At 41.9% G+C, this 23,246-nt stretch carries 21 protein-coding genes; 4 read left to right on the forward strand and 17 right to left on the reverse strand.

The genetic code is table 11. The features are described 5' to 3' along the window. Window positions 1–67 precede the first annotated feature (67 nt). Window positions 68–1,420, forward strand: coding sequence for an ABC transporter substrate-binding protein (locus tag G4V62_RS03155; RefSeq protein WP_165199306.1), 1,353 nt, complete (start codon window positions 68–70; stop codon window positions 1,418–1,420). Window positions 1,421–1,543: 123 nt separating this feature from the next. Next, a complete protein-coding gene (locus tag G4V62_RS03160) occupies window positions 1,544–2,503 on the forward strand; it encodes a ComEC/Rec2 family competence protein (RefSeq protein ID WP_165199307.1) in 960 nt (319 codons plus the stop codon). A gap of 460 nt (window positions 2,504–2,963) precedes the next feature. On the opposite strand, the gene G4V62_RS03165 is transcribed toward G4V62_RS03160, so the two are convergent. The 4 genes from G4V62_RS03165 to copZ form a co-directional block, all read right to left on the reverse strand. Then, window positions 2,964–3,704, reverse strand: a complete 741-nt coding sequence (locus tag G4V62_RS03165; protein ID WP_165199308.1) for a glucose 1-dehydrogenase — start codon at window positions 3,702–3,704, stop codon at window positions 2,964–2,966. Between the two features lie 256 nt (window positions 3,705–3,960). Further along, window positions 3,961–4,611 carry a ThuA domain-containing protein gene (locus G4V62_RS03170; protein ID WP_165199309.1) on the reverse strand — a complete coding sequence of 217 codons (651 nt, stop codon included), beginning with the start codon at window positions 4,609–4,611 and terminating at the stop codon, window positions 3,961–3,963. 243 nt (window positions 4,612–4,854) lie between these two features. Next, a complete protein-coding gene (locus G4V62_RS03175) occupies window positions 4,855–7,284 on the reverse strand; it encodes a heavy metal translocating P-type ATPase (RefSeq protein ID WP_165199310.1) in 2,430 nt (809 codons plus the stop codon). A 90-nt stretch (window positions 7,285–7,374) separates the two neighbouring features. Then, window positions 7,375–7,584, reverse strand: coding sequence for a copper chaperone CopZ (copZ, locus tag G4V62_RS03180; protein ID WP_165199311.1), 210 nt, complete (start codon window positions 7,582–7,584; stop codon window positions 7,375–7,377). Window positions 7,585–7,924: 340 nt separating this feature from the next. Between copZ and G4V62_RS03185 the strand changes: the two genes are divergently transcribed. Beyond that, complete coding sequence (locus G4V62_RS03185; RefSeq protein WP_212508647.1) at window positions 7,925–8,503, forward strand: cysteine dioxygenase; 579 nt, start codon at window positions 7,925–7,927, stop codon at window positions 8,501–8,503. A 112-nt stretch (window positions 8,504–8,615) separates the two neighbouring features. Here the strand turns inward: G4V62_RS03185 and G4V62_RS03190 are convergent, their stop codons facing one another. From G4V62_RS03190 to G4V62_RS03245, 12 genes are all read right to left on the reverse strand, one after another. Further along, complete coding sequence (locus G4V62_RS03190; protein ID WP_165199312.1) at window positions 8,616–9,515, reverse strand: ABC transporter substrate-binding protein; 900 nt, start codon at window positions 9,513–9,515, stop codon at window positions 8,616–8,618. Window positions 9,516–9,549: 34 nt separating this feature from the next. Beyond that, on the reverse strand, window positions 9,550–10,296 hold the full coding sequence (locus G4V62_RS03195; RefSeq protein ID WP_165199313.1) for an ABC transporter permease: 747 nt from the start codon (window positions 10,294–10,296) through the stop codon (window positions 9,550–9,552). An 18-nt stretch (window positions 10,297–10,314) separates the two neighbouring features. Then, window positions 10,315–11,295, reverse strand: coding sequence for an ABC transporter ATP-binding protein (locus G4V62_RS03200; protein WP_165199314.1), 981 nt, complete (start codon window positions 11,293–11,295; stop codon window positions 10,315–10,317). 10 nt (window positions 11,296–11,305) lie between these two features. Next, on the reverse strand, window positions 11,306–11,980 hold the full coding sequence (locus G4V62_RS03205; RefSeq protein WP_212508648.1) for an ABC transporter permease: 675 nt from the start codon (window positions 11,978–11,980) through the stop codon (window positions 11,306–11,308). A gap of 537 nt (window positions 11,981–12,517) precedes the next feature. Continuing rightward, window positions 12,518–12,784 carry a holin gene (locus tag G4V62_RS03210; RefSeq protein WP_165199450.1) on the reverse strand — a complete coding sequence of 89 codons (267 nt, stop codon included), beginning with the start codon at window positions 12,782–12,784 and terminating at the stop codon, window positions 12,518–12,520. Between the two features lie 114 nt (window positions 12,785–12,898). After that, window positions 12,899–13,639 (reverse strand): TspO-related membrane protein, encoded by a 741-nt coding sequence (locus G4V62_RS03215; RefSeq protein WP_376768258.1) that lies wholly within the window; start codon window positions 13,637–13,639, stop codon window positions 12,899–12,901. A gap of 219 nt (window positions 13,640–13,858) precedes the next feature. Continuing rightward, on the reverse strand, window positions 13,859–15,112 hold the full coding sequence (odhB, locus tag G4V62_RS03220; protein WP_165199316.1) for a 2-oxoglutarate dehydrogenase complex dihydrolipoyllysine-residue succinyltransferase: 1,254 nt from the start codon (window positions 15,110–15,112) through the stop codon (window positions 13,859–13,861). Window positions 15,113–15,139: 27 nt separating this feature from the next. Next, on the reverse strand, window positions 15,140–17,986 hold the full coding sequence (locus G4V62_RS03225; protein ID WP_165199317.1) for a 2-oxoglutarate dehydrogenase E1 component: 2,847 nt from the start codon (window positions 17,984–17,986) through the stop codon (window positions 15,140–15,142). Window positions 17,987–18,898: 912 nt separating this feature from the next. Then, complete coding sequence (locus G4V62_RS03230) at window positions 18,899–19,045, reverse strand: hypothetical protein (RefSeq protein ID WP_165199318.1); 147 nt, start codon at window positions 19,043–19,045, stop codon at window positions 18,899–18,901. A gap of 43 nt (window positions 19,046–19,088) precedes the next feature. Further along, the gene (locus tag G4V62_RS03235) at window positions 19,089–20,261 is read right to left on the reverse strand and encodes an AimR family lysis-lysogeny pheromone receptor (protein WP_165199319.1); all 1,173 of its coding nucleotides are present in this window, start codon (window positions 20,259–20,261) and stop codon (window positions 19,089–19,091) included. Between the two features lie 75 nt (window positions 20,262–20,336). Continuing rightward, entirely contained in the window at window positions 20,337–21,413 is a 1,077-nt protein-coding gene (gene murG, locus G4V62_RS03240; RefSeq protein WP_165199320.1) for an undecaprenyldiphospho-muramoylpentapeptide beta-N-acetylglucosaminyltransferase, read from the reverse strand. A 35-nt stretch (window positions 21,414–21,448) separates the two neighbouring features. Further along, the gene (locus G4V62_RS03245) at window positions 21,449–22,369 is read right to left on the reverse strand and encodes a LacI family DNA-binding transcriptional regulator (protein ID WP_165199321.1); all 921 of its coding nucleotides are present in this window, start codon (window positions 22,367–22,369) and stop codon (window positions 21,449–21,451) included. A 161-nt stretch (window positions 22,370–22,530) separates the two neighbouring features. Here G4V62_RS03245 and G4V62_RS03250 point away from each other — a divergent pair, with 161 nt between their 5' ends. Next, window positions 22,531–22,764 (forward strand): hypothetical protein, encoded by a 234-nt coding sequence (locus G4V62_RS03250; protein ID WP_165199322.1) that lies wholly within the window; start codon window positions 22,531–22,533, stop codon window positions 22,762–22,764. A 92-nt stretch (window positions 22,765–22,856) separates the two neighbouring features. Here the strand turns inward: G4V62_RS03250 and G4V62_RS03255 are convergent, their stop codons facing one another. Further along, window positions 22,857–23,231, reverse strand: a complete 375-nt coding sequence (locus tag G4V62_RS03255; protein ID WP_165199323.1) for a DnaJ family domain-containing protein — start codon at window positions 23,229–23,231, stop codon at window positions 22,857–22,859. Window positions 23,232–23,246: the final 15 nt, after the last annotated feature.

The raw sequence follows: 23,246 nt of genomic DNA on the forward strand, positions 1-23,246 counted from the left end.
AATCAAGATTAACTTCAAAAAGCAACACTCTTTAACAAAAGCTCAAAATGAGAAGGGAGAACAGGAAATGAAGAAATTTTTATTTAGTTTTGCGATGTTGTTTGTACTCATGGTTGGACTAGCGGCATGCAGCAATGACCAAAGTGCCGGTGGTGATTCTGGAGGTGGAAGTGATAATGGTAACGGCAGCGGAAATGGAGATGGTGATGCAGCTGAAGAAAAAACAGAGATCTCCTTTTGGCATGCGATGAGTGGAACCAACGGAGAAGCCTTGGAATCTATTGTTGACAAATTTAATGAGCAATCCGAGTCTGTATCCGTAGAAGCCATTTACCAAGGAAGCTATGACGATTCTTTAAATAAGCTTCGTGCTGTTGGTGGGTCAGATGAAGCTCCCTCGATTGTACAGGTATTTGAAATCGGAACGAAGTACATGAGCGAAAGTGGATTTATCACACCAATGCAAGAATTCGTCGACAAAAATGATTTTGATGTGTCGGTTTTAGAAGAAAATATTCTTTCCTATTATCAGTTAGATGGACAATTGTACTCAATGCCTTTTAACACATCAAATGCCGTGATGTTTTATAACAAAGATATGTTTAGAGAAGCTGGGCTGGATCCAGAAAATCCGCCAAGCACATTCAGTGAAGTTGCTGAAGCGGCCGAAGCGCTCTCAGGAGACGACACATACGGATTTACAATGGCAACAATCGGTTGGTTCTTCGAGCAGTTACTTGCTAACCAAGGTGCGTTATATTTAAACAATGACAACGGACGCAGCGGCGATCCTACTGAAGCATTAGTTAATTCTGAAGAAGGACTTAATATCTTCAATTGGCTTAATGACATGAACAACGCAAATACATTCCGTAACTACGGTAGTAACTGGGATGATGCACGCGGTCCTTTCTTCGCTGGTCAAGTGGGGATGTACTTTGATTCCACAGCGAACACAGCACAAGTACTAGAAAACTCTTCATTTGAAGTAGGTTCAGCTTTCTTACCTACGGTGGACGGAACAGACCCACAAGGTGTCATCGTTGGCGGTGCCTCTCTCTGGATTACAAATCAAGTGTCTGAAGAGGAGCAAAACGCCGCTTGGGAATTTGTTGAGTTCATGACCAATGCAGACGTCCAAGCTGAATGGGCTGCAGCGACCGGATACTTCCCGATTACCCCTGCTGCCTATGAAGAAGATGTGCTGAACGATGTTTATGAAGAATACCCAATTTATACAACAGCAGTAGATCAGTTGAAAAACACGACCGTCAGCCCTGCGACTCAAGGTGCTTTAACAGAAGTTTTACCAGAAGCACGTAAGATCATTGAAACAGCTTTAGGAGAAATGTATGAAGGAAAAGAACCAAAGCAAGCATTAGACGAGGCAGCACAAAAAATTACCGATGCTTTAGAATAAAAGAGGATTATAACGGTTTTAATTAACACATAGGGGCTCTCTAATCGAGGCCCCTAAAAACAAACCCTCGACAGCATAATGTTTTTGAACCATCCCTAAATATACTCCATATGGAGGCAAATGATGAGGTTACCATCTCGCTTTATTTTGATCGCATCTCTCCTCCTCCTTCTTTCCGCTTGTTCTCATCAAGCAGATGTCGGCGTACGAGAAGTAGATGCAGAAGCCGTTTTTGCAACAGATGATTATGAAGGACAATTACAAATGCGTTTTTTTCATCTGGAACCAGAGGAAACAGAGAAGACCGGAATGTCAGTGCTGATTACAACGCCTGAGGGACAAAATATCTTAATTGATGCGGGTACTCCAACTGTTGGACCGCTCCTGGACGATCACTTAAACAACTTAAATATCGACACAATTGATGTAGCTATAGCCTCTCATCCCCATATTGATCATATCGGCGGTTTCCATACGCTTTTTGAAACAAAAAATATTGGCAAACTCATTGAAACCGATCTACCTTATGATTCAAAGACGTACGTGGACTATCAACAGCTCATTCAAGAAAAAAGCATTAACGTAGAGTTTGCCGAAAAAGGGGATATCATTGAGCTGGAGGAAGATATGACGCTAGAGTTTTTAAATCCAACTCAGGATAAAATTGATCGTTACGTAGAGGTGTTCGATGACTTTTCTGCTGGGATAATTAATGACTTATCTCTAGTCGCGAAACTGACCTATAAAGACAAAACGTTTCTCTTCCCTGGTGACATCTATGATGCTGTTGAAAGTGAGCTTGTGGAAGACTATGGTGAAGATCTAGATGTCGATGTTTTAGTTGCACCACATCACGGACAGCATACATCCTCGTCAGAAAAGTTTATCGAAAGTGTACAACCTGAAATTACGATGATTCCAATTAACTTGCTGTACAGTCGTCCGACCTATGAAGATTATTTAGAGTTTGGCAGCGAGGTTTATGTTTCTCAATATCACGGGAACGTACTGCTCGTTTCAGATGGGGAAAATATTGATATTTACAGCGAATTCGAACATAAAAGTGAAGACACCAACAATTAAACTGCATAGACAAAAGCTAAACAGCCTTGCTTTTAAGCAAGGCTCAGCCTATTGCAACGTTTTCTTATATCGCCCGTTCGCTTTTCCTGTAGAACAAGCGTTTTCAAGTCAAGGCTGAAAAAAAGAAGCATTGCGCTACGGGGTGTAACAAATGTAGACAAGTCATAAATTGACTCTGTCTACATTTGTTCATTGACTGACAAACATCCTTGATCTCGTCCGTCGCCTTGTCCAATTTTCCGCTATGGGATGCAGTATTCAGGACATGTATGTCTTAATTTCCCTGTCAAAACATGCATGCGATACCCTTACACTGATGTGACTGTCCGCCTCTCTCCTATGTAAAAGATTCCGAAATCTACACGGATAACGCTTTTAACGCTACGTCTAGCGGACTGTCACGGTTTGCTGAAAGCACACAATAGCGGCTAACCTATTTGCTTCATCGATCTGACATGAATTATTGAGCAAACATGCCGCCATCTACGACGAATTCCGAGCCTGTAGAATAGCTCGATTCATCAGAAGCAAGATATAATACTAAATTCGACACTTCTTCTGAACTTGCGATGCGTTTGAGAGGAATTGCTTGTACAAGTTGATCACGTAACTCCGCTTGGCCCTCACCTTCAATCATCGGTGTTTGAATAATGCCTGGGTGGACAGAATTCACTCGAATATTGTACTCAGCAAATTCCATAGCAGCTACTTTTGTCATCCCTCTAACTGCAAATTTAGAAGCATTATACGCAATAATACCTGGCTGTCCAATTAAACCACCTAAAGAGGAAATGTTCACAATCGAACCGCTCTCTGTTTTACGCATCGATGAGACGACCGTTTTCATGCCTAAAAAAACAGACACTTGATTAATATCTACGACTTTACGATACTCTTCTTCAGTAATCTCTTCAATACTTTTAGTAATTGCAATGCCTGCATTGTTGACCAAAACATCAATGGGACCAAATTCTTTTTCCGTTTGATCGACAACATTTTGCCAATCTGCTTCTTTAGTTACATCATGTTTGATAAATTTAACATGTTCGCCGAGCTCTTCCGCTAAAGCTTGTCCTTCTTTTTCTAAAATGTCTGTAATGACAAGCTTCGCACCTTCTGTCGATAATCTTCGAGCGTGCGTAGCTCCCATACCACTAGCTGCACCTGTAATGACAACGACTTTTCCTTCCAATCTACTCACTTAGATCTACTCCTTTATCCTGATCATTAAAGAGCTTACACTTAAATGTTAAACCTATTTAGCACCTTTCGCAATTAACACGAACGAAACCATGTGAAGATGTAATATTGCTTCAATGGATATAATTAGGAATTATCGCGCTATCTATGATGAAAAGCCTTGCATGTCAGCAGGACTACAACTGTTCAAATATAGCACATTTTCAATGAGCTCAACCAAGCATTGTTGAACGAGCTTAGCGGTTCCACAAAAAGCACTATCTCGTCGCCCAAACCATACCTCTTTTCATGAGTTTTATCACTTCAGGCATTCGGACAATATCGGCGACATGCCCCAAGGAATTGTAGTAAACGTTGCCTTTTCCCCATTTTTTCGTCCAAACCACTGGCATATCCACTTCACCATTTGCTTGATAAGGACCTTCTGCTACAGGAAATCTCGTCGTCGCATGTACGCTCACTGCCGGATCTACATGCAGATAGTATTGTTCTGAAACGACCGTGAAGTCTGCCATTCCGTCAGTTAATGGATGATCAGCATCAATGATATTCACTGTGTATCGAACACCGTCATTTCCTGGATGAGCCACCCACTGCCCCCCTACCATGAATTGATAGTCAACAGATGTACGAAACGAATCACCCATACCACCATGAAGACCGGCTAACCCAGTCCCTTCTGCGACAGCTTTCAGTAATGGCTGCAGTTGTTGATCAGTTATTTCTCCTTGCGTCCAGTTCGGAATAATCAAATCATAAGCAGACAAATCTTCTTTTACTAACGTTTCGAGCGTATCAGTGATCGTGACTTGATAGTTTTCTTCTTTTAAAATATCAGCCAGAATATGAGCCACTGCTTCGGGTTCGTGTCCTTGCCAACCGCCTTGAAAAATTAACGCTTTTTTCATTATCTTATAACCTCCTTGCGAAAGAACAAATGATATAAATTATTTGGAATTCATATTATTTTACCACATGTTCACTTTTTAGTATGTTGTTTCTCCCATTTGCTCCATAATATACTTTCCCTATAGCCTTCAAATGCTTCTTCATCACCTTAATGGTTCTTACGATGATGTAAAAAAAGCTTGTCGATATCCACTTTGAGACATTGACAAGCTTTCGTATCTACTGTTAAACCATTTCAAACTTTATGCGTTTAACTTTACCCGCTGGAGACGCAATGCATTTAAGACAACCGACACAGAGCTAAAGGCCATGGCGGCACCTGCGACCCATGGGGCTAAAAATCCAAGCGCAGCAATCGGAATCCCAGCACTGTTATAGGCAAATGCCCAGAACAAGTTTTGTCTAATGTTGCGAATGGTTTTGTGACTCATCAAGATTGCATCAGCAATACTATTGAGGTCACCACGGATGAGTGTAATATCAGCGGCTTCCATGGCAACGTCTGTTCCTGTGCCGATGGCCATGCCGATATCTGCTTTGGCAAGAGCTGGGGCGTCATTGATACCGTCGCCGACCATCGCGACTTTATGCCCTTTTTCTTGAAGCTTTTGCACTTCATCTGCTTTTCCTTCAGGTAACACTTCCGCAATCGTTTGCTTAATTCCGACCTCTGTGGCGATCGCTTCGGCGGTTTGCTTGTTGTCACCCGTAATCATGATGACATCTAAGCCCATTTCATGCAGCCTCGAAATGGCTTTTTTAGATGTATCTTTAATGGTATCTGCAACAGCCACCAGCCCGGCGAATTGACGATCGATCGCGACAAGCATGGCCGTCTTGCCCATTTTTTCTAAGGCGACCATATCGTTTAACGTCTCATCCGCCAGTGCAATTTGCTCTTGATTAATCAGACGACGCGTGCCAATGTGCACCGTTCTTCCATTGACGGTCGCTTGTATCCCATGACCGGGGATGGCTTCAAAGGATTCAGTCGTCCCTAAAGCAATTCCGCGCCCAGCAATGCCTGCTACAATGGCTTGCGCCAGAGGATGCTCAGATTGTTTTTCGGCCGCTCCCACCAACGAGAGAAATTCCTCTTCTCCCCAAGTAGTAGCTACATCAGTGAGCTCAGGTGTTCCATTTGTCACTGTCCCAGTTTTATCTAAAATCACTGTATCAATATGGTGGGTTTGTTCAAGGTACTCTCCACCTTTAAACAAAATGCCATATTCGGCTGAACGACCAGAGCCAGCCATAATCGACGTAGGTGTCGCTAGACCGAGAGCGCATGGGCAAGCAATGACAAGAACGGCGATAAATTTTTCGAGCGCTCCAGCAAAATCACCTGGCGCTACGACCATATACCAAATGACAAAGGTCACAATTGCAATCCCGACGACAATAGGAACAAATATGCCCGAAATGCGATCTGCCAATCGTTGTATCGGCGCTTTCGATCCCTGCGCTTCTTCTACGACCTTAATAATTTGAGCGAGCATCGTATCCTTGCCGACCTTTGTCGCGCTGATTTTCAAAAAGCCATTTTTATTCACCGTCGATCCGACCACTTCATCACCAACAGTTTTGTCAACTGGAATGCTTTCCCCTGTCAGCATTGATTCATCTAATGCCGATTGTCCTTCAATAATCTCTCCATCGACAGGAATTTTCTCACCTGGCTTCACATGAACAATGTCTCCAGCTATAACTTCCGTGATCGGTATGACCATTTCCTCACCATTTCGGACCACAGTTGCATTTTTAGCTTGGAGACCCATAAGCGTTTTGATCGCTTCGGAAGAGCGTCCTTTTGCCCGAGCTTCAAACAGCTTTCCGAGTAAAATAAGGGTGATTAAAACGGCACTTGTTTCAAAATAGAGTTCAACCATTTGCCCTTGTTGACCGATCGACTTAAAGCTTAAATAAACACTGTAAAAATAAGCGGCGGATGTACCCATTGCGACGAGAACATCCATATTAGCGCTTTTGTTCTTTAAAGCTTTATAGGCTCCTACATAAAATTGCGCACCAATGATAAATTGTACCGGTGTCGCCAACGCCATTTGAAACCAAGGGTTCATAAAAATGTCCGGCAGCCAAATGAATGAAGTAAACTCAAAATGACTGACCATCGCCCATAATAAAGGAAGTGATAGCAACGCGGAAATGATAAACTTATTCGTTTGCTTCTTAATTTCCTTTTCTCGATGTTCACCGTGTGAATCTTCTTCGTTTTTAGCTTGTAATCCATAACCAAGATCTTTGATGGCAGCTATCATATCTGAAATCGAGATATCCTCAGGATTATACTCAACGGTTGCCGCTTCTAAAGCTAAATTTACATTTGCCTGCGAAACACCTGTTAAACGATTGAGCTTTTTCTCAATACGGTTTGAACAAGCGGCACACGTCATTCCAGAAACATTAAACTCAGCTTTTTCTTTTACAACATCGTAGCCGAGTGATTGTACTTTCTCTTCAAGCTGTTGAAGGTTGGTTTTCGCTGGATTATAGGACACTTTTGACTTTTCAAGAGCGAAGTTTACATTCGCATCCGATACACCCTCTACTTTTTTGAGCCCTTTTTCAATACGGTTCGCACAAGCTGAACATGTCATCCCTTTGATTTGCAGGTTGGCGACATCAACGTTCGCTTCTTTTTGTGCTTCCATGAGGACCTCTCCTTCCATATACCGCTCAGGGGTATATATTTACCGAAAAAGGAGATCGTGCAAAGTGAGCACGATCTGCCTCTTATCAGCTTATGACACAACATCGTATCCTTGATCATCAATAACATCTATAATTTTGTCTAAATCGACTTGTGCATCATCAAAGGTAACATCCACTTTTCCATTGCTTAAATCGACAGACACCTTTTCTACACCTGCCAATTGACCTACGTGATTCTCTATCGCACTTACACAATGTCCGCATGACATGCCTTGAACATGAAGCTTTTTATTGACCACAAAATACCCTCCTAAGGTTCATTTAGCCATATAGTAACATACCCCCTTAAGGTATTGTCAAGCGAGCGGTTCTTCATTTCAAAATCTTTCTCTTTGATATAACCCTTCATTAAAAGCTTCCCTGCATGATTTTTATACCCATCTACAGTCACTGTCACACACTTAAACACATTTGCAGAATGTCGTTGAATATTAAAGCATCAGTAAACGTGCCGGTTAAAACATGCTTCCTTAATCATTTCAACAATCGCTCCTGCTATTTTTTAATTCATCATACGATCAACAGGTATGGAATAAGGTTTGAATAATGAATTCTACGAACAAAGGAGACGTCTGATATATGTCTATCTCTTTACCAGAAAAACTGGAGAAACGTTTTTCATCTCTCCCGCAAAAACCTTCCGCCAACGAGTTAAAGTGTGCTTTAGACGATCTATCTTTAAGCGCAGAGGAAGTCCTTCCTTATGCCAACTCTCCAAACGGCAAACCTTATGGTCGAAAAGTTCTTTACCAATCTCCTTTTATTGAAGTGATTTTGATGCAGTGGTCTAAAGAACAAGCCTGTGCTCCTCACGATCATGGAGATTCTTTCGGTTGGATCTACATTTTATCAGGAGCGTCTGAACATACACTCTTTAAAGAACAGAACGGTTATGTTCCCGAAGCAACAATCACGCGCATCGAAAAAACTGGGGATTATGTGTTTACGCCTCGCAAAAAAATCCATCAGATGGCTAGCTTTCAAAAAGAGACGCCATTATTAACCCTCCACGTATATACACCGCCGATTCAAAACATGAAAGTTTATGACCTGAACAAATGCGCTGCTTGTACCGTTTCATCTGACTGTGGAGCATGGTGGCCGGAGGAGCAGCGACAAAAGCTTAGAGAATTAAAGCTCCAAAAAGCAGATGAATAACTAAACAAAGAGACGAATATCACATCAATAAAAGGCATGAGTTTGGGGTCAACCAATACTCATGCCTCAGACCATATTAAAAATATGTCGTTTTTACATCGTGTAAGAACTTTTACTCAACAATGCCTTTTTCTTGCAAATAAGTGGAAGCAACCTTACTGACATCTTGCTCTCCAAAGTCCACCTTGTGACTTAATGAAACCATTTCTTCATTTGTCAAAATGTCCGTAAGCGGCTTTAACAATTCAGCAACCTCAGGCTTTGCCTCATAAAGCTCTGCACTCATGGCAATGGCTGCTGTGTAGTCCGGGAATACTTTTTTATCATCTTCCAAAACGAGAAAATCATACTCAGCCACTTGCGAAGCGGTCGTAAATCCTACCGCACTGTTCACTTCTCCGTTATTTAGCGCCTCATAGTTTAACCCAATCGCCATTTGACTGACTTGTTCACTTGGAAGCTCAAATTCATAGACACGCTCAACCGCAGGCCAACCATCTTCTTGACGTTCGGCAAATTCTGAATCAAAAGCAATCGTTATTTCACCAGGATTGTTGTTTATATACTCCGCATAATCAGAGAGACTTTGAATGCCTAGTTCCTCTGCTAATTGACGAGGCATTACAATCGCATACGTATTGTTTACTTCGGTCATATTCGTCCAAACAATCCCCTGCTCAGCATCGATTTCTTTAACCTTTTCAAATGATTCTGTAGCATCAGAGATCGGATCTTGTTTGTTATAGTTAACAAGACCAGTTCCCGTATAATCGAACGTAAAATTGACTTGGCCTGATTCTAAAGCTTGACGCATCGCATTACTGCCAAGTCCATCCTTTACCTCAACCTTCATACCTTCTGCTTCAAAGATTTGCTTTGCCATTTCAGCAAAAAGGTACTGTTCCGTAAAGTTCTTTGCACCAATTGACACTTTATCTGTCGATGCACCACCACAAGCACTTACAACGAATAACATCACTATAGCAGGAATCCATAACAAACGTTTCTTCACAAAAAATGACCACCCTTATTTATAATCGAAATTTTTATGCTTTCTGTGCCTTTTGCGCCAGCTTCAACCCTTTTGGAACGAGTAACTGTTGAAGCCCTCTAAAAAAGTAATCAATGACAACCGCTAGCAAGGTCACCGGTACAGCACCAGAGATTAACAGCGTATTATCAAACAACGAAATTCCTGAAAAAATCCAATTTCCGAGACCGCCTCCACCAATTTGATAGGCTAAGGCTGCCGTACCAACATTAATGACCATCGATGTACGAACGCCAGCAAGGATCGAATCTACAGCGTTTGGCAATTCAACCCGAAAAAGAATTTGAGCATTCGTCAGCCCCATACCTCTAGCCGCATCCACCGTCGCACGATCGACTGAATAGATGCCGGCGATCGTATTTTGTAAAATTGGTAGCACAGAGTAGACAAACAAAGCAAGAACTGCTGAAGTCATGCCAATGCCGAAAACACTCATCGCCAAGGCAAGAACAGCAAGACTTGGAATCGTTTGACCAAGGTTGGCAATATTGACGACGAGCCATTCTGATTTTTGAAATCTTGGTCTCGTCACAAAAATCCCCAAAGGTACTGCTAATAAAATAGCCAATCCGCCTGAAATAGCGACAAGCTGGACGTGTTGACCTAACAAAGTGAAAAATTCATTAGGCTCGTTTATAATTCGGGAAAACAAATTCTCCGAAAAAGCCCAAATAAAAAATAGCAAAACAGCGATCCAACAAATGATTTTTATCGACCAATTGACAATCGTTCTAACTTTCAAAATGAAATTGCTCCTTCCTTAAGCAACGGGTTTTCCCTTGATTTCATGGTGAAGGAACTGTTCAATTAAATCCATTGTAAGCATACCGATATGTTCGCCAGCTTCATCCGTGACAACGAGATAATCCGCTTCTTGATTTAACAACGCTGAAATGCCTACGCGTAATGACGTTTGATTATTCACTTCTTTGAACTCACCCAGTTTGTTCGTTAGCGGCTCAAGGTTGAGTGCTTTTTGCAAATCCGCCACCGAATACAAGCTCATGCTTTTGAGCACACGATCTTGGCCGACAAATTCTTGCACGAAATGATTTTTTGGATGATTTAATAAATTGACTGGCGTGTCAAACTGCTGAATTTCTCCTTTACGAAGCAGAGCAATTTGATCTCCCATTTTGATGGCTTCATCAATATCATGACTGACAAAAAGAATGGTCTTCTTCACTTCTTTTTGAATTTGTAGAAATTCTTCCTGTAGCTTAGTGCGGATAATTGGATCGAGCGCGCCAAAGGGCTCGTCCATTAACATGACGGGGGGATCGGCAGCTAACGCACGCGCAACACCTACACGCTGCTGTTGACCACCTGAAAGCTCATGGGGGTAACGCTTTCTGTATTCATCGGGATGTAGGCCAATAAGTTCCATCAAATAACGGTAACGTTCTTTCTTTTTTGCACGATCCCAACCTAGGAGATCAGGGACAATGCCGACATTTTCTTCAATCGTCATATTGGGAAAAAGCCCGTTACTCTGGATGACATAGCCAATTTTGCGGCGCATTTGTATTTTATCAAGCTCACTCAGAGGGTTTCCTTGAATTCGAATGGCTCCCTCTGTGACCGTTTCTAATTGGTTGACCATACGTAATAGGGTTGTTTTTCCGCAGCCTGAAGGACCAATCAAAATGACAATCTGCCCATCTGGCACTGTAAAAGAGACATCATTGATCGCTTTTACATCTCCTTCGTACACTTTAGTTACATTTTCAAACTCTATCACAAGCTCACCTCTAATTTTTTACGCCTTTTGCGGTATAACGATTTTGAATGTATTTTAAAATTAAATCCGCGATAATTGCTAAAATGGAAACGAAGACAGCCCCCGCTAAAATTAAGTTTGTATTGGAGCGGACGATTCCTTGGTTAATTAATGATCCAAGCCCCCCTGAACCAATATAAGCAGCAATGGCTCCAATACCGATATTTAGTACTGTCGCTTGTCGGACACCTGCCATGATCAGTGGCATCGCATTAGGGATTTCCACTTTAAGCAGCCGTTGCATTGGGGTCATGCCAATTCCAATAGCGGCATCTTTGATATTAGGATCCACATTACTAATCGCCACATACGTATTTCGAACGATCGGAAGCTGAGAATACAACACAAGCGCTATTAGTGCCGGGACAAAGCCGATCCCTTGACCGATCGTCGAAAGAATGGGGATCATGATACCAAAAAGGGCAATACTCGGGATTGTCATAATGACCGAAGTGATTTGAATGACGGTCTCTGCCAACTGTTCGTTCGTCGAAAGATAGATGCCAAGGGGAACGCCGATCGCAATAGAAATAATAATGGCCAATCCAACAAGTTGAGTATGTGTCCATGTTTCCGCCAACACCTCATCATAATTCGTCGAGAGGTACGTTAAAAATTTTGTAAGTGTTTCGATAAAGCCATTCAATTGATTTCCGCCTCCTTTCCTTTTGTGATTTAGCCTACAAACACACTACTAAAATTGTAACAATATGACGATAAAGTACCAACCGCAGTAAACTTAACTTAACAAAGCCATGAATGAGTTCTATGGAGGGATATCTATTTTATGAAGGTAATATGAAGGATTTTTCGGATTTATCGACTATTACAAAAGATTTTCCGAAAAAGCAGACTTGATTTTTTCACATTTTTCAACTTATACCCTCTTGACAAAGGAAAATTTTCTTGATGAAAATGCTTCATAGCAAAATGGCACTTAAGCGCAGTCATTTCACTTCCTTAAAATAGCTTCATTTTTTCTCCAATAAAAAGGAATTTCACACAATTGGCCAGCACATTTATCCATTGTTGCTCGTCTTCTATCAAATTGAAGCTTCGCTTTCCTTTACACCTAACTGAAAAGTGTTTTCAAGTCAGGATAAAAGAGCTGCGAAGCGGACGCTAAAAAAGTGTAGACATCATCTATCTACACTTTGCGAGCAAAATGATTTGAAATAGACCATTATTTTTTAGGCCGACCTCTTCCGAATCGTTTATTGCCAACTTCAAACAAACCAGTGGCGGCAAGGCCAGCCAAGCCGCCAGCCCAGAGGCGAAGCCCGAGCTCTAAGCTCATAAACGGAAATGCGACTCCACCTAAAAAAAGGCCTATGACGACGGAAAGCAACGGTAGCACATGTTTTGGCAGACGAAAGGCTCTTTTAAAAATCTCAACAAGGGCAGTAACAATAGGGGCCAGCGTGGTGGAAAGCAATAATAAATTTTCGATAATGCCTTCACTCCTTTACGTTAGGGATACTTACTACAACGTATGAAGATCAGGACATGATCAGTACTTACAACTTAGACGACCCAATCAATTTTAAAAAATGACTTTATCCACTTAAAATGAAATGCGCCCTCTAGCGAATTGTGCAATAGTAAAAATAAAGATTAGAGCCGCCAGAGTGAAGCTCGTAACGTCTACAATGCTAGACGCTGATTTTACAGCGATGGCAACATATGCCCAAACAAACACGAGTGGATACAACCCGTCTCGCTGTTTAAGGAGCATCGCTAAGGCAATGCCTGTACCGACAAGCAAGACAATAGCCGCAACAATGTCTATGCCTAACCCAGTTTTTCCTGGAAAAGCTCGCGTTAAGACAACAGCGACATTTTGAATTGTGGCGACCGAAATCCATCCAAGGTAAATGGAAAAAGGTACGGAAGCGATCCAGCTTCGCGGAGTGATTTGCCGAACTCGTCGATAGAGTACAATTAACGTTACAAGTAAAGCGACCATGACTGGCAGCGTTGTGTAAAAATAAAGCGCATGCCAAAGAACTAGCCAAAGTACATTTAGAATAGAAGACAGTATGAACAAGCCGCCCACCACTTTAAATTCGGGCTTGCTTCCTATCCGTGGGACACATTGGGAGACGACCCAAATCGCAAGCAAGACATAAATGACAGACCATATGATGAAAGCATAGCCTGCTGGCGTTAAAAGGTTTTCAGCCATAGCTGAGACTTCGGCAGTCGACCTGCCAAAGAGCGGGAGACTGCTGGCAAAAATATTAATAACGACCATGATTAAAAAGAAAAAGACATTCATTGAACAACGAAAGGGATGCGATGACATCACAGATGAAAACCTCCTTTATGTATGTGTATGTTTGACTAATAAGGTATTCCCTATTCTTTTTAAAATGAACCTTCTTGGAAAGATATTAACGATCCACACTTGGCTAATAAGTGAAACAAAGCCTCTCTTTCAAGGAGTTATGTCAAACAACATAGAAGCACAAAAAAGCCTGCTCCAAAATGGAGAGGCTTTTTTGTGCTTCTTATAAATGAAGTCTTATCCTTCAAGCAACAATTGCTCAGGATCTTCAAGCATGTTTTTAATCGTAACGAGGAACTGTACAGCCGTGCTACCGTCAACAATTCGGTGATCATAGCTAAGGGCAATGTACATCATTGGACGTACTTCCACCGTATCTTGATCGTCAACTACGACAGGACGTCTTTGGATTGTATGCATACCAAGAATACCTACTTGTGGAGCATTCAAAATCGGTGTTGACACAAGTGAACCGAATACCCCACCGTTCGTAATTGTAAATGAACCACCTTGAAGGTCTTTCAGCTGCAATGTATTGTCTTTTGCTTTTCCAGCAAGAGTATTAATCTCTCTTTCAATCTGAGCGAAGCTAAGACGGTCAGCATTACGAACAACAGGAACGACGAGTCCTTCTGTTGCGGCAACCGCAATACCGATATCATAATACTGCTTTTTCAAGATCTCATTACCTTGAATTTCTGCATTGAGCATCGGGAATTCTTTCAAAGCACCGACAACTGCTTTTGTAAAGAAAGACATAAAGCCAAGGCGCACATCATGCTTGTCCTGGAATGACTGTTTACGACGCTTACGCAAATCCATGACCTTTGTCAAATCAACTTCGTTGAACGTCGTCAGCATAGCTGCCGTATGTTGTGCTTCAACAAGATGTTTCGCAATCGTTTGGCGACGTCGCGACATTGGAATACGCTCAACCGGCTTATCTGGATTCGTCGGTTGCTGTGCTTTTGGGGCACTCGCTTCTTTCGCCGCAGGCTTAGGTTGATTTTTGCTTGCTGCTTGGCGTTCCACATCCTCTGTGCGTACACGTCCTAGCGGATCACGTGATTGTACTTCATTTAAATCAATGCCGAGCTCACGAGCTCTTTTTCGTGCAGCCGGAGAAGCAACAGGCTTTTCGGAAGACGTCGCTTCAGTGTCCTCTTTTGCTGCCGGCTTTTCTTCAGCTGGCTTGGCCGTTTCTTCTTTCGGAGCAGCTGGTGCCTCTTCAGCCTTAGGAGCTGCTGAGTCTGCACTGCCTTCTCCGAGCATTGCAACAACTTCTCCAACCTCAACGGTGTCACCAGGCTGCTTCATTTGCTCCTGTAATACACCGCTATGCTCACTATTCACTTCAATGTTGACTTTGTCGGTTTCAAGCTCAAGCACGGCTTCACCCTGCTCAACTTGATCTCCAACTTGTTTTAACCACTGGGCAATCGTACCTTCTGTTATGGATTCAGCAAGTTCTGGTACTTTAATTTCCGTCACGATCCATTGTCCTCCTTAGGCTTTGCGTTAATGATCGGTTTGTAAAGCTGTTCTAATAATTCGTTCTTGTTCACGCTTATGGACATCTGGCTCACCGGTCGCTGTACTAGAACGTTCGCGGCGACCTACATACGTCACAGGCACACCTTCTGGAGCAAGCTTACGAAGGCGAGGTTCCATAAATGTCCAAGCACCCATATTTTTCGGTTCTTCCTGAGCCCAGACAATCTCTTCTAAATTGTCAAAGCTGCTGAGAAATTCTACAATTTCTTCTCTAGGGAATGGGTAAAGCTGCTCGACCCGCAACACGTGTGTATTCTTTAACTCATCAGCATCTAAATCTTCAATACTAGTTGCCAAATCAATTGATAATTTTCCACTTGCCATTACGACCCGCTTAACACCTTCAGAAGCCGGATTCAAGCTTAGTTCAGGGATGATTGTTTGAAAACGCCCTTCTGTAAACGCATCAGCACTGGAAGCAACACGTGGATTCCGAATTAAGCTTTTCGGAGTCATCATCACGAGCGGACGCACTTCCTCTAACGGCATGATCTTCGCCTGGCGACGCAAAATGTGGAAGTACTGAGCCGCACTCGTTACATTGGCTACAGTCCAGTTATTCTCAGCGCATAACTGCAAGAAACGCTCTAAGCGCGCACTCGAGTGTTCTGGACCCTGCCCCTCGTAACCATGAGGTAACAGCATCACTAGACCAGATTTTTGACCCCATTTTGCCCGAGCCGCTGATAAAAATTGGTCATAAATGACTTGAGCTACGTTCGCAAAGTCACCATACTGCGCTTCCCAAATCACAAGTGTTTCCGGTGCATGAATAGAATATCCATATTCAAAACCTAACACTGCAGACTCAGATAGAGGTGAGTTGTAAATATCAAACGTAACCTCCGCATCAGATAGACCATGCATCGGTGAATACGTATTTCCATCCTCAGAGTCGTGCAGAACAATGTGTCGGTGGGCAAAGGTTCCCCGCTGACTATCCTGTCCAGTCATACGAATCGGTGTGCCATCCTTTAAGATTGAGGCAAATGCTAAAGCTTCCCCGTGAGCCCACTCGATTTTCTTACCTTCATCAAGCGCATTTTCACGTCGTTTCAAAATACGCTCAAGCTTTGGATAAACATTGAAGTTTTCCGGCCATTCAAGGAGCTCGCGGTTGATTAATTTTAAAGAATCGAGTGAAAGAGCCGTGTCAACTTTCGGCAGACGTTCTTCCGTCAGTTTTTTAGGCGCTTCCTTCTCTTCCACTTCTCCTTCTTGCTGAGAAACGTCATCATATAGTTTTTGCAAAGTAGCATGTAGCTCTTTTTGCATCGCTTCAGCCTCTTGCGCTTCAACAATACCTTCTTCTTGAAGACGTTTGCTATACAACGTTGCAACAGTATCGTGATTATGAATCAACTTGTATAGTTTTGGCTGTGTTGCTTGAGGATCATCCATTTCATTATGACCATAACGGCGATAACCGACTAAGTCAATTAAGAAATCTTTCTGGAACTTTTCCCGATACATATACGCTAACTTAACCGCTGCCATACAAGCCTCTGGGTCATCAGCATTTACATGAACGATGGGAATTTCATAGCCTTTAGCTACGTCACTCGCATACTTTGTCGAACGAGCATCCCGGCGCTCAGTCGTAAAACCAATTAAGTTGTTGGCAATAAAATGAATCGTCCCACCAGTTTGATAGCCTGGCAAACGACTAAGGTTCAGAGTTTCAGCGACAATGCCTTCCCCTGGAAAAGCTGCATCTCCATGAATTAAAACCGTAAAGGCCTTGTTAAAGTCAGCTTTTGCATAACCACGCGCTGTTCGGTCATCCTGAGCCGCACGTGTAGACCCTTCGACAACCGGATTGACGTACTCAAGATGCGAAGGGTTATTCGCCAAAGTGACACGAGTTTCGTGCTCATCAGCTGTAATTTCCCGGTTTGCCCCTAAATGGTACTTCACATCACCAGTCCAGCCTTCGCTGATTGTTGAAGAGCCCTCAGAAGGAATCATGTCTTTGTTTGGCGCATGATGGAATTCAGCTAAAATCATTTCATAAGGTTTACCGAGAACGTGCGCAAGCACATTCAAGCGACCACGGTGGGCCATCCCTAGAATGATTTCACCAACATTACTATCATTGCCGCGTTTTACTATATCATCAAGCATCGGAACTAACATATCGATACCCTCAATGGAGAAGCGCTTCTGTCCAACAAACGTCTTATGAAGGAAATTTTCAAAGCCTTCTACTTGATACAATCGGCGTAGTAGCGCTTTACGCTCCTCGCTCGAAAGTTTAGGATATTCTGCTTCCGTCTCAACGGTCTGTACGAGCCATTGTCTTTCTTCTTCGATATGAACATGCGTAAATTCAAACGTGAGCTTACGTGAGTAAATGTCACGAAGACGCTGAATTGCTTCGTACCCGTCTGATATGGAATCGGGCGCATTGGACCAAATCACCTTCGCAGGAATTGCACGAAGGTCTTGCTCAGTAAGTCCGAAGTCCTCAGGCGTTAGTGCATGCTTTTCTTTTTTCAAACGAGACTTTTGATCATAAAATGGATACACTTGTGCAGACAAATGTCCGTACGCACGAATGTTTCCCACAAGCTTCGTAGCTGCCACGACTTTTTCAGGATCAAAGGCAAACGAAGCCTGCCCATTCACTAGTGGCGTTTCTGGACGCTCAGCTGGGGGTGGTCCCCATTGGTCGAACAACTCTCGTAGATCACTTTCTACAGCTTCTGGATCGGAACTATACACATCATATTGTTCTTCCAAATACCCAAGGTTTGGGCCGCTGAGGTCACTCCAAGGTGCTGTGTTACGCCCGTTTTCTGCTTTCGACATCTTTCAGTAATACCCCCACGACTCATGTTATCAAGCATATAAATTCTTGATTCAAGCCAACCTAACAACGATTGCTTACATAAGTAACACTTTTTTATTGCGTTTTCATAAAAACACAATGAAAATAAACACTTCTACCATTGTAACATGTTTTGACAAGAAACGGCATCGAAAAACAAAGTGACTTTTTTAATCACCCGTCTTCAAATGCAATTGTCCCAAACACCTTAAGATAATGCAAATCAACGGCAGATGAACCTAAAAAAACATGTGGAATCTTTCTCCCACATTCTAACACAAAAGTCGCAGAAAAACCTAAGTTTTTGGGTGGTCTAATACAATGAATGTATACGCAAGCATCGTTTTCACTAACTTAACAGTTATTGAGCAAAAAAAGCTGCCCTACTGAGTGAACTGTCCCCATAAGATGTTCAGCTTGTAAAAAGTCCTAGGCAGACAATAAACGACTTCGCTATTGATGTCGCGTTATCTTTTTATTGACCATTGATAGTAGATAGTATGATTGTTGTAGTGCTTCATATATTGACATATGACACTCTATAGTTCACCCATGATGAACATATTTTGATGTCGAGTTCTTTCTTCATATGCCCATAAACGATTCCATTGGCATGCTATCCCAACAGTTTTCTTTCGACGAGAGCTGTCCGCAAATTAACTTGACACTCGATAAAACAAAATTTCTCTCGTCGTCTTTGACGGCTTACAAGCTACTTGACCTTTTCTTTAAATAGGTGATGTTGTTTGTCAGAAACATTGAAGCACTAGATGTGGTACACATTGCTCAAAAGGACGCTTTAACATTATCCTTGTCTTAGCTCTTGAGAATACAAAAAAACCGTAATAAGGTTCACTATTTTTAAGTGTTCCTTATTACGGTTATATTTCAAATTATCCAAACTCATATCCAGGATCATTAAATGTTTCTGTGGGAGTATCAGGATCTAAAGGGGGATCAATAGGCGGGTCAATAGGATTCATTGGAATCTGAACAATTAAGAGAGCAGTTAAAATTAATGAATAGACAAAGTTTTTCACAAGATCAAACTCCTTCTATTTAATTTAATAAGCATATTAACTATCAGTTACTTAACACCCGAATCAATGCCTTACTTTCACCAAGTGCTTTTAATTCGTTAATAGAAATTTTTTTAAAGTAGCTGTCACCCGCAAAATTGAAATGAAGAATTGATTCATAAAACATCTCTTTATCTTCAAGTACAAGTCCGCGATAATAATAATGAAATCCCTTTTGCATATCATTCAATTTTGTTTGATCCATCGAATTAAGAATATGAATACTTTTGTCTTTTTGATTATTTCTTGCGTAGTAAAAAGCAACCTCATGAATGTCAGATACATGATCATTAGAAAAATTAAGGTAGAGAGGAGGCTTAAATGAAAGGTTACTTGCAAAATTATGACTACGCTTAACTTCAGCTATAAAATGCTCATTGATCACTTTGTTATGCTCGTAAGAAAGCACTGTATTGAAATGGTGCAGTGCCTTGTCGACATCACTTATAATGTAAGTATTACCGATATGCATATGAAGAAAACAAATCAATGGCAATTGATAAGTTGTCTTCAATGTTTTAGTACCTAACTCTCTTGCTTCTTTGAGCAAAGAGAGGTGCGTATAGATGCCCGTATAGATTAGCCCCAACCTTGAAACATAAGATTGCTTTAAATAGCCTTCCTCCAGCTCATTAATGTATTTGTTTTCTAATGAGGAAAGCTGTATCACATACTTAATTAATCGCTCTCGATTGTAAACAATTATTTGAATAACTTCTCTAAATGCCTTCATTTGATACGTCTTTAAGTTCAAACTATACATTTTTTCGATCGCTAGCATACCTGGAATTTTTCTTAAACTCACCTCGAGAGCAATCGCGTATAAAGCACTCCACTCTTTTGAAGTTTCGCTAGATGCGACCGAGAGACGCTTTAGGAGATATCTTTGCAAGTCATAAAAGCGATGCACATTAGAATACTCCAAAGCCATGCGTGCTGCATTTTCATTCGGATCCAAATGTCTGCAATAGTCTTCCATATATTCGCGCTCTTTCTCCGGAAAAAGGGCACGAATGATTTTGAGAAGGCCGTGAAAATCATCTAGCTCTTGAAGAGGCTCTTCAATGAAGCGAATGAGCTCTTGTTCGTCTTTCGATTGAAGTAATGGCGTGAGACGATGTATAATCTCTGTATTCATTTGAATCTGTTGTCGAATAGCGTCTTTTAGAAGCCTCACCACTGCCCCTCCTTTTCCCTACAGTTACACTATTCGCCATTTTCTGTCATATCCCTTTTTTTTCTGTAGATTTTTTTATTTATTTTTTTTGGAAATCACTTGGTCGAACAAATGAATCATTTCTGTACCATCTGTATATTGAGCAGCAGTCCGCATACGCTCCAGATAGCCCTCTTTTTCTTTGTAAACCGCGTTTATATTTACGACCAACGAATCAGAAGTAAGCTCATCCTCTGATAAAACCGCAGCGAAGCCCTGCTTCTCGAAGGATTGCGCATTTTCCACTTGATCCCCTCTGCTCACCTTTGGAGACAACGGAATGAGCAGCATCGGTTTTTTCACAGCCAAACATTCATAAATTGTATTGGAACCTGCCCGCGAAACGACGACATCCGCTGCGGCAAGCAGGTCGTTAAATTCTGACGATACGTATTCAAATGAACAATATCCGTAACGCTGCACAGATTCGTCTACCTTTCCTTTTCCGCAAATATGAATGACATGAAAGGTATCCAGCAATGTGTCTAATGAAGCAACTATGGCCTCGTTCATTTTTTGTGAACCAGAGCTTCCACCAACGACTAAAAGCACCGGTTTTTGCGAAGATATATTACACAGCGAAAGTCCCTTCGTTCGGTTTCCTGTAAACAGAGCCGGCCTCACGATCGCTCCCGTGTGTAGCGCTTTTCCTTCTGGAAGTAAATCGACAGTTTCTGGAAACGTCACACAAATTTTTTCGCAAAAACGAAGAGCAATCTTATTCGCAAGCCCGGGAGTCCGATCTGATTCATGTAAGATCGCCGGAATCCCTAATGATTTAGCCGCGATGACGACCGGAACAGAAACAAAGCCTCCTTTTGAAAAAACAATGTCAGGACGCAGCTTCTTTAAGACCTGCCTCGCTTCCATCACCCCTTTGACGACTTTAAACGGATCTTTCCAATTGTCTTTATGTTTATACCGTCTGAGCTTACCTGTCGATACGGCGTAATAATCGACTCCTTCTTCTTCCATAATCTCTTTTTCAATACCATCTTTGGACCCGATATAGCTAATGGCGTAACCACTTTTTTTAAGTTGAGGGAATAAGGCGAGATGCGGTGTGACATGACCCGCAGTCCCTCCTCCCGTGCAAACAATATGTTTATGCAAACAAAACACCTTCTTTTTACTAAAAATATTTTTTACTAAAAATTAACCCATGAATCTTGCCAGTGAAGATTGGGTGTTAAAATCATTTGCTTTTGAAATGCCGATGCATGCTCTTTATCCTCTGAAAACAAGCTTTCTGTCAAGAAATAACCCGCATAAAAATACGGAACTTCTTGATATGTAATCGGTGGATTCATAAAACGACAACGTTCATCGCCGTCCAGGCAAGCGATGCGTATATTGCGTCCAGGAGTAAGCCCTCGATCTATACAAGCTTTTAACCCCCCTAGCAATATTGTCTGATTCCCAAATATGATGCTTCGCGGTGGCGTTTCAGAATGAAGTAACTGGATGGTTTCTTGATAACCTTCAGCGGCGCTGTTTTGCTTACACGTCACAATTGAATGAACACCTACTTTTTCGACATAACTCTTCCACGCAAAGCTATCGTCTGCTGTTAAACAGAGCGCCGTTTTGTCATTGTCTTCTTTGAGCCAGTATCGTAAAGCATATGCTTCATCAATCGTAATCTGCAATGCATCAGACCCTTCCGCTGTAAGTAGTGTCTTTTTTTCTTCGCCTCGTTTATGTCCCACACGAATGACATGAGCGCTTTCCGATGCTAACCCTTGGTGAGCACGGCTTAACGGAAGCATCATCACTTCAATACCTGCTGCTAAAGCATACTCTTCAATGCCGGCCCTTAGGCGCTGCACGTACGATGTTGAAGAATACTCATCAGGAAGGAGCAGACACAATTGACCTTCAACTAAATCGTCCTCTGTTGGACTTTCTTTTTTACTAAAATTTTTTCGGTAACCTAACTCACGAGCATACTGCCAGACTCTTGTCTTCGTTTCTTCTGTGACATGCAATGTTTCGTCTTTCTTCAACACGCGGGAGACCGTAGAAATTGATACACCTGCACGTTCAGCAATATCCTTTAGCGTAGCCATACAGCACCTTCTTTTAGTAAAGAATATGTTTTAGTAAACAATCAAAGCCGTCTTTAGTTTTTCATCACTGCCACCCATTTTACCAAAGAAAGCGACCTTGTTGTGCACATTTTATCACTTCAAGCTTACAATATAATGGAGGTTAAAGGAGGTTACGGGTCATGGATTCACCAATGAAATCTCTTGAAGACTTGCTGATGTCGCATGCGACGAAAACAGAGAAGAAGCTCATTTCACTTGCGGAAGAACTTGAATCTAAGGATGAAGTGTTTGTTGAGTTCGCTGAAAAAATCAATCAAGAAACCGGCGTGCACGTAGGAGAGTTTTTTAAGAAGCGACACGGTCACCAGCTTGATGGGTTAAGCTCAGCCCTTTCATTTCTTGACAATGAATAACAGGCCTTCCTCTTCCTACACATAAAAAGCCGATGTCTCAATTATTAAAGAAACATCGGCAGATTTTATTTATACGCAAAAAGCGCTAAACATTATTTAAACGACCGAAATTTTTGCATCACTCGCTGTTGATAAAAACGGACAGATGGACGAGAAAGATTTTTATGTTTTGCCATCAGCAGCTGATACCTTATTTCTGATTCAGAAAGCTTTGTCTGCAACATTTGTTTTTCGTCCTCATCTACACAACAAGCAAGCAAGTCCTTCATGTGTAAAATCTCTTTTTTGAGTTCCATTTCTGGTGGGAGCATCCCTGCATTTTTCAACACTTTATAGGAGGATTTTAATTCTTTTGGTACGCCATTCGCATCATCCAAAGGTAATGGTCTTCCCTTTCCAGGAAGATTAGAGAAATCGCCCTTTTTAATGGCATTGCGTATCCGTTCTTCGACGACGTCATCTAACATACCTTCGCCCTCCCT

Origin of the sequence: Litoribacterium kuwaitense, assembly GCF_011058155.1 — a bacterium.
Taxonomy (GTDB): Bacteria; Bacillota; Bacilli; order Bacillales; family DSM-28697; genus Litoribacterium; species Litoribacterium kuwaitense.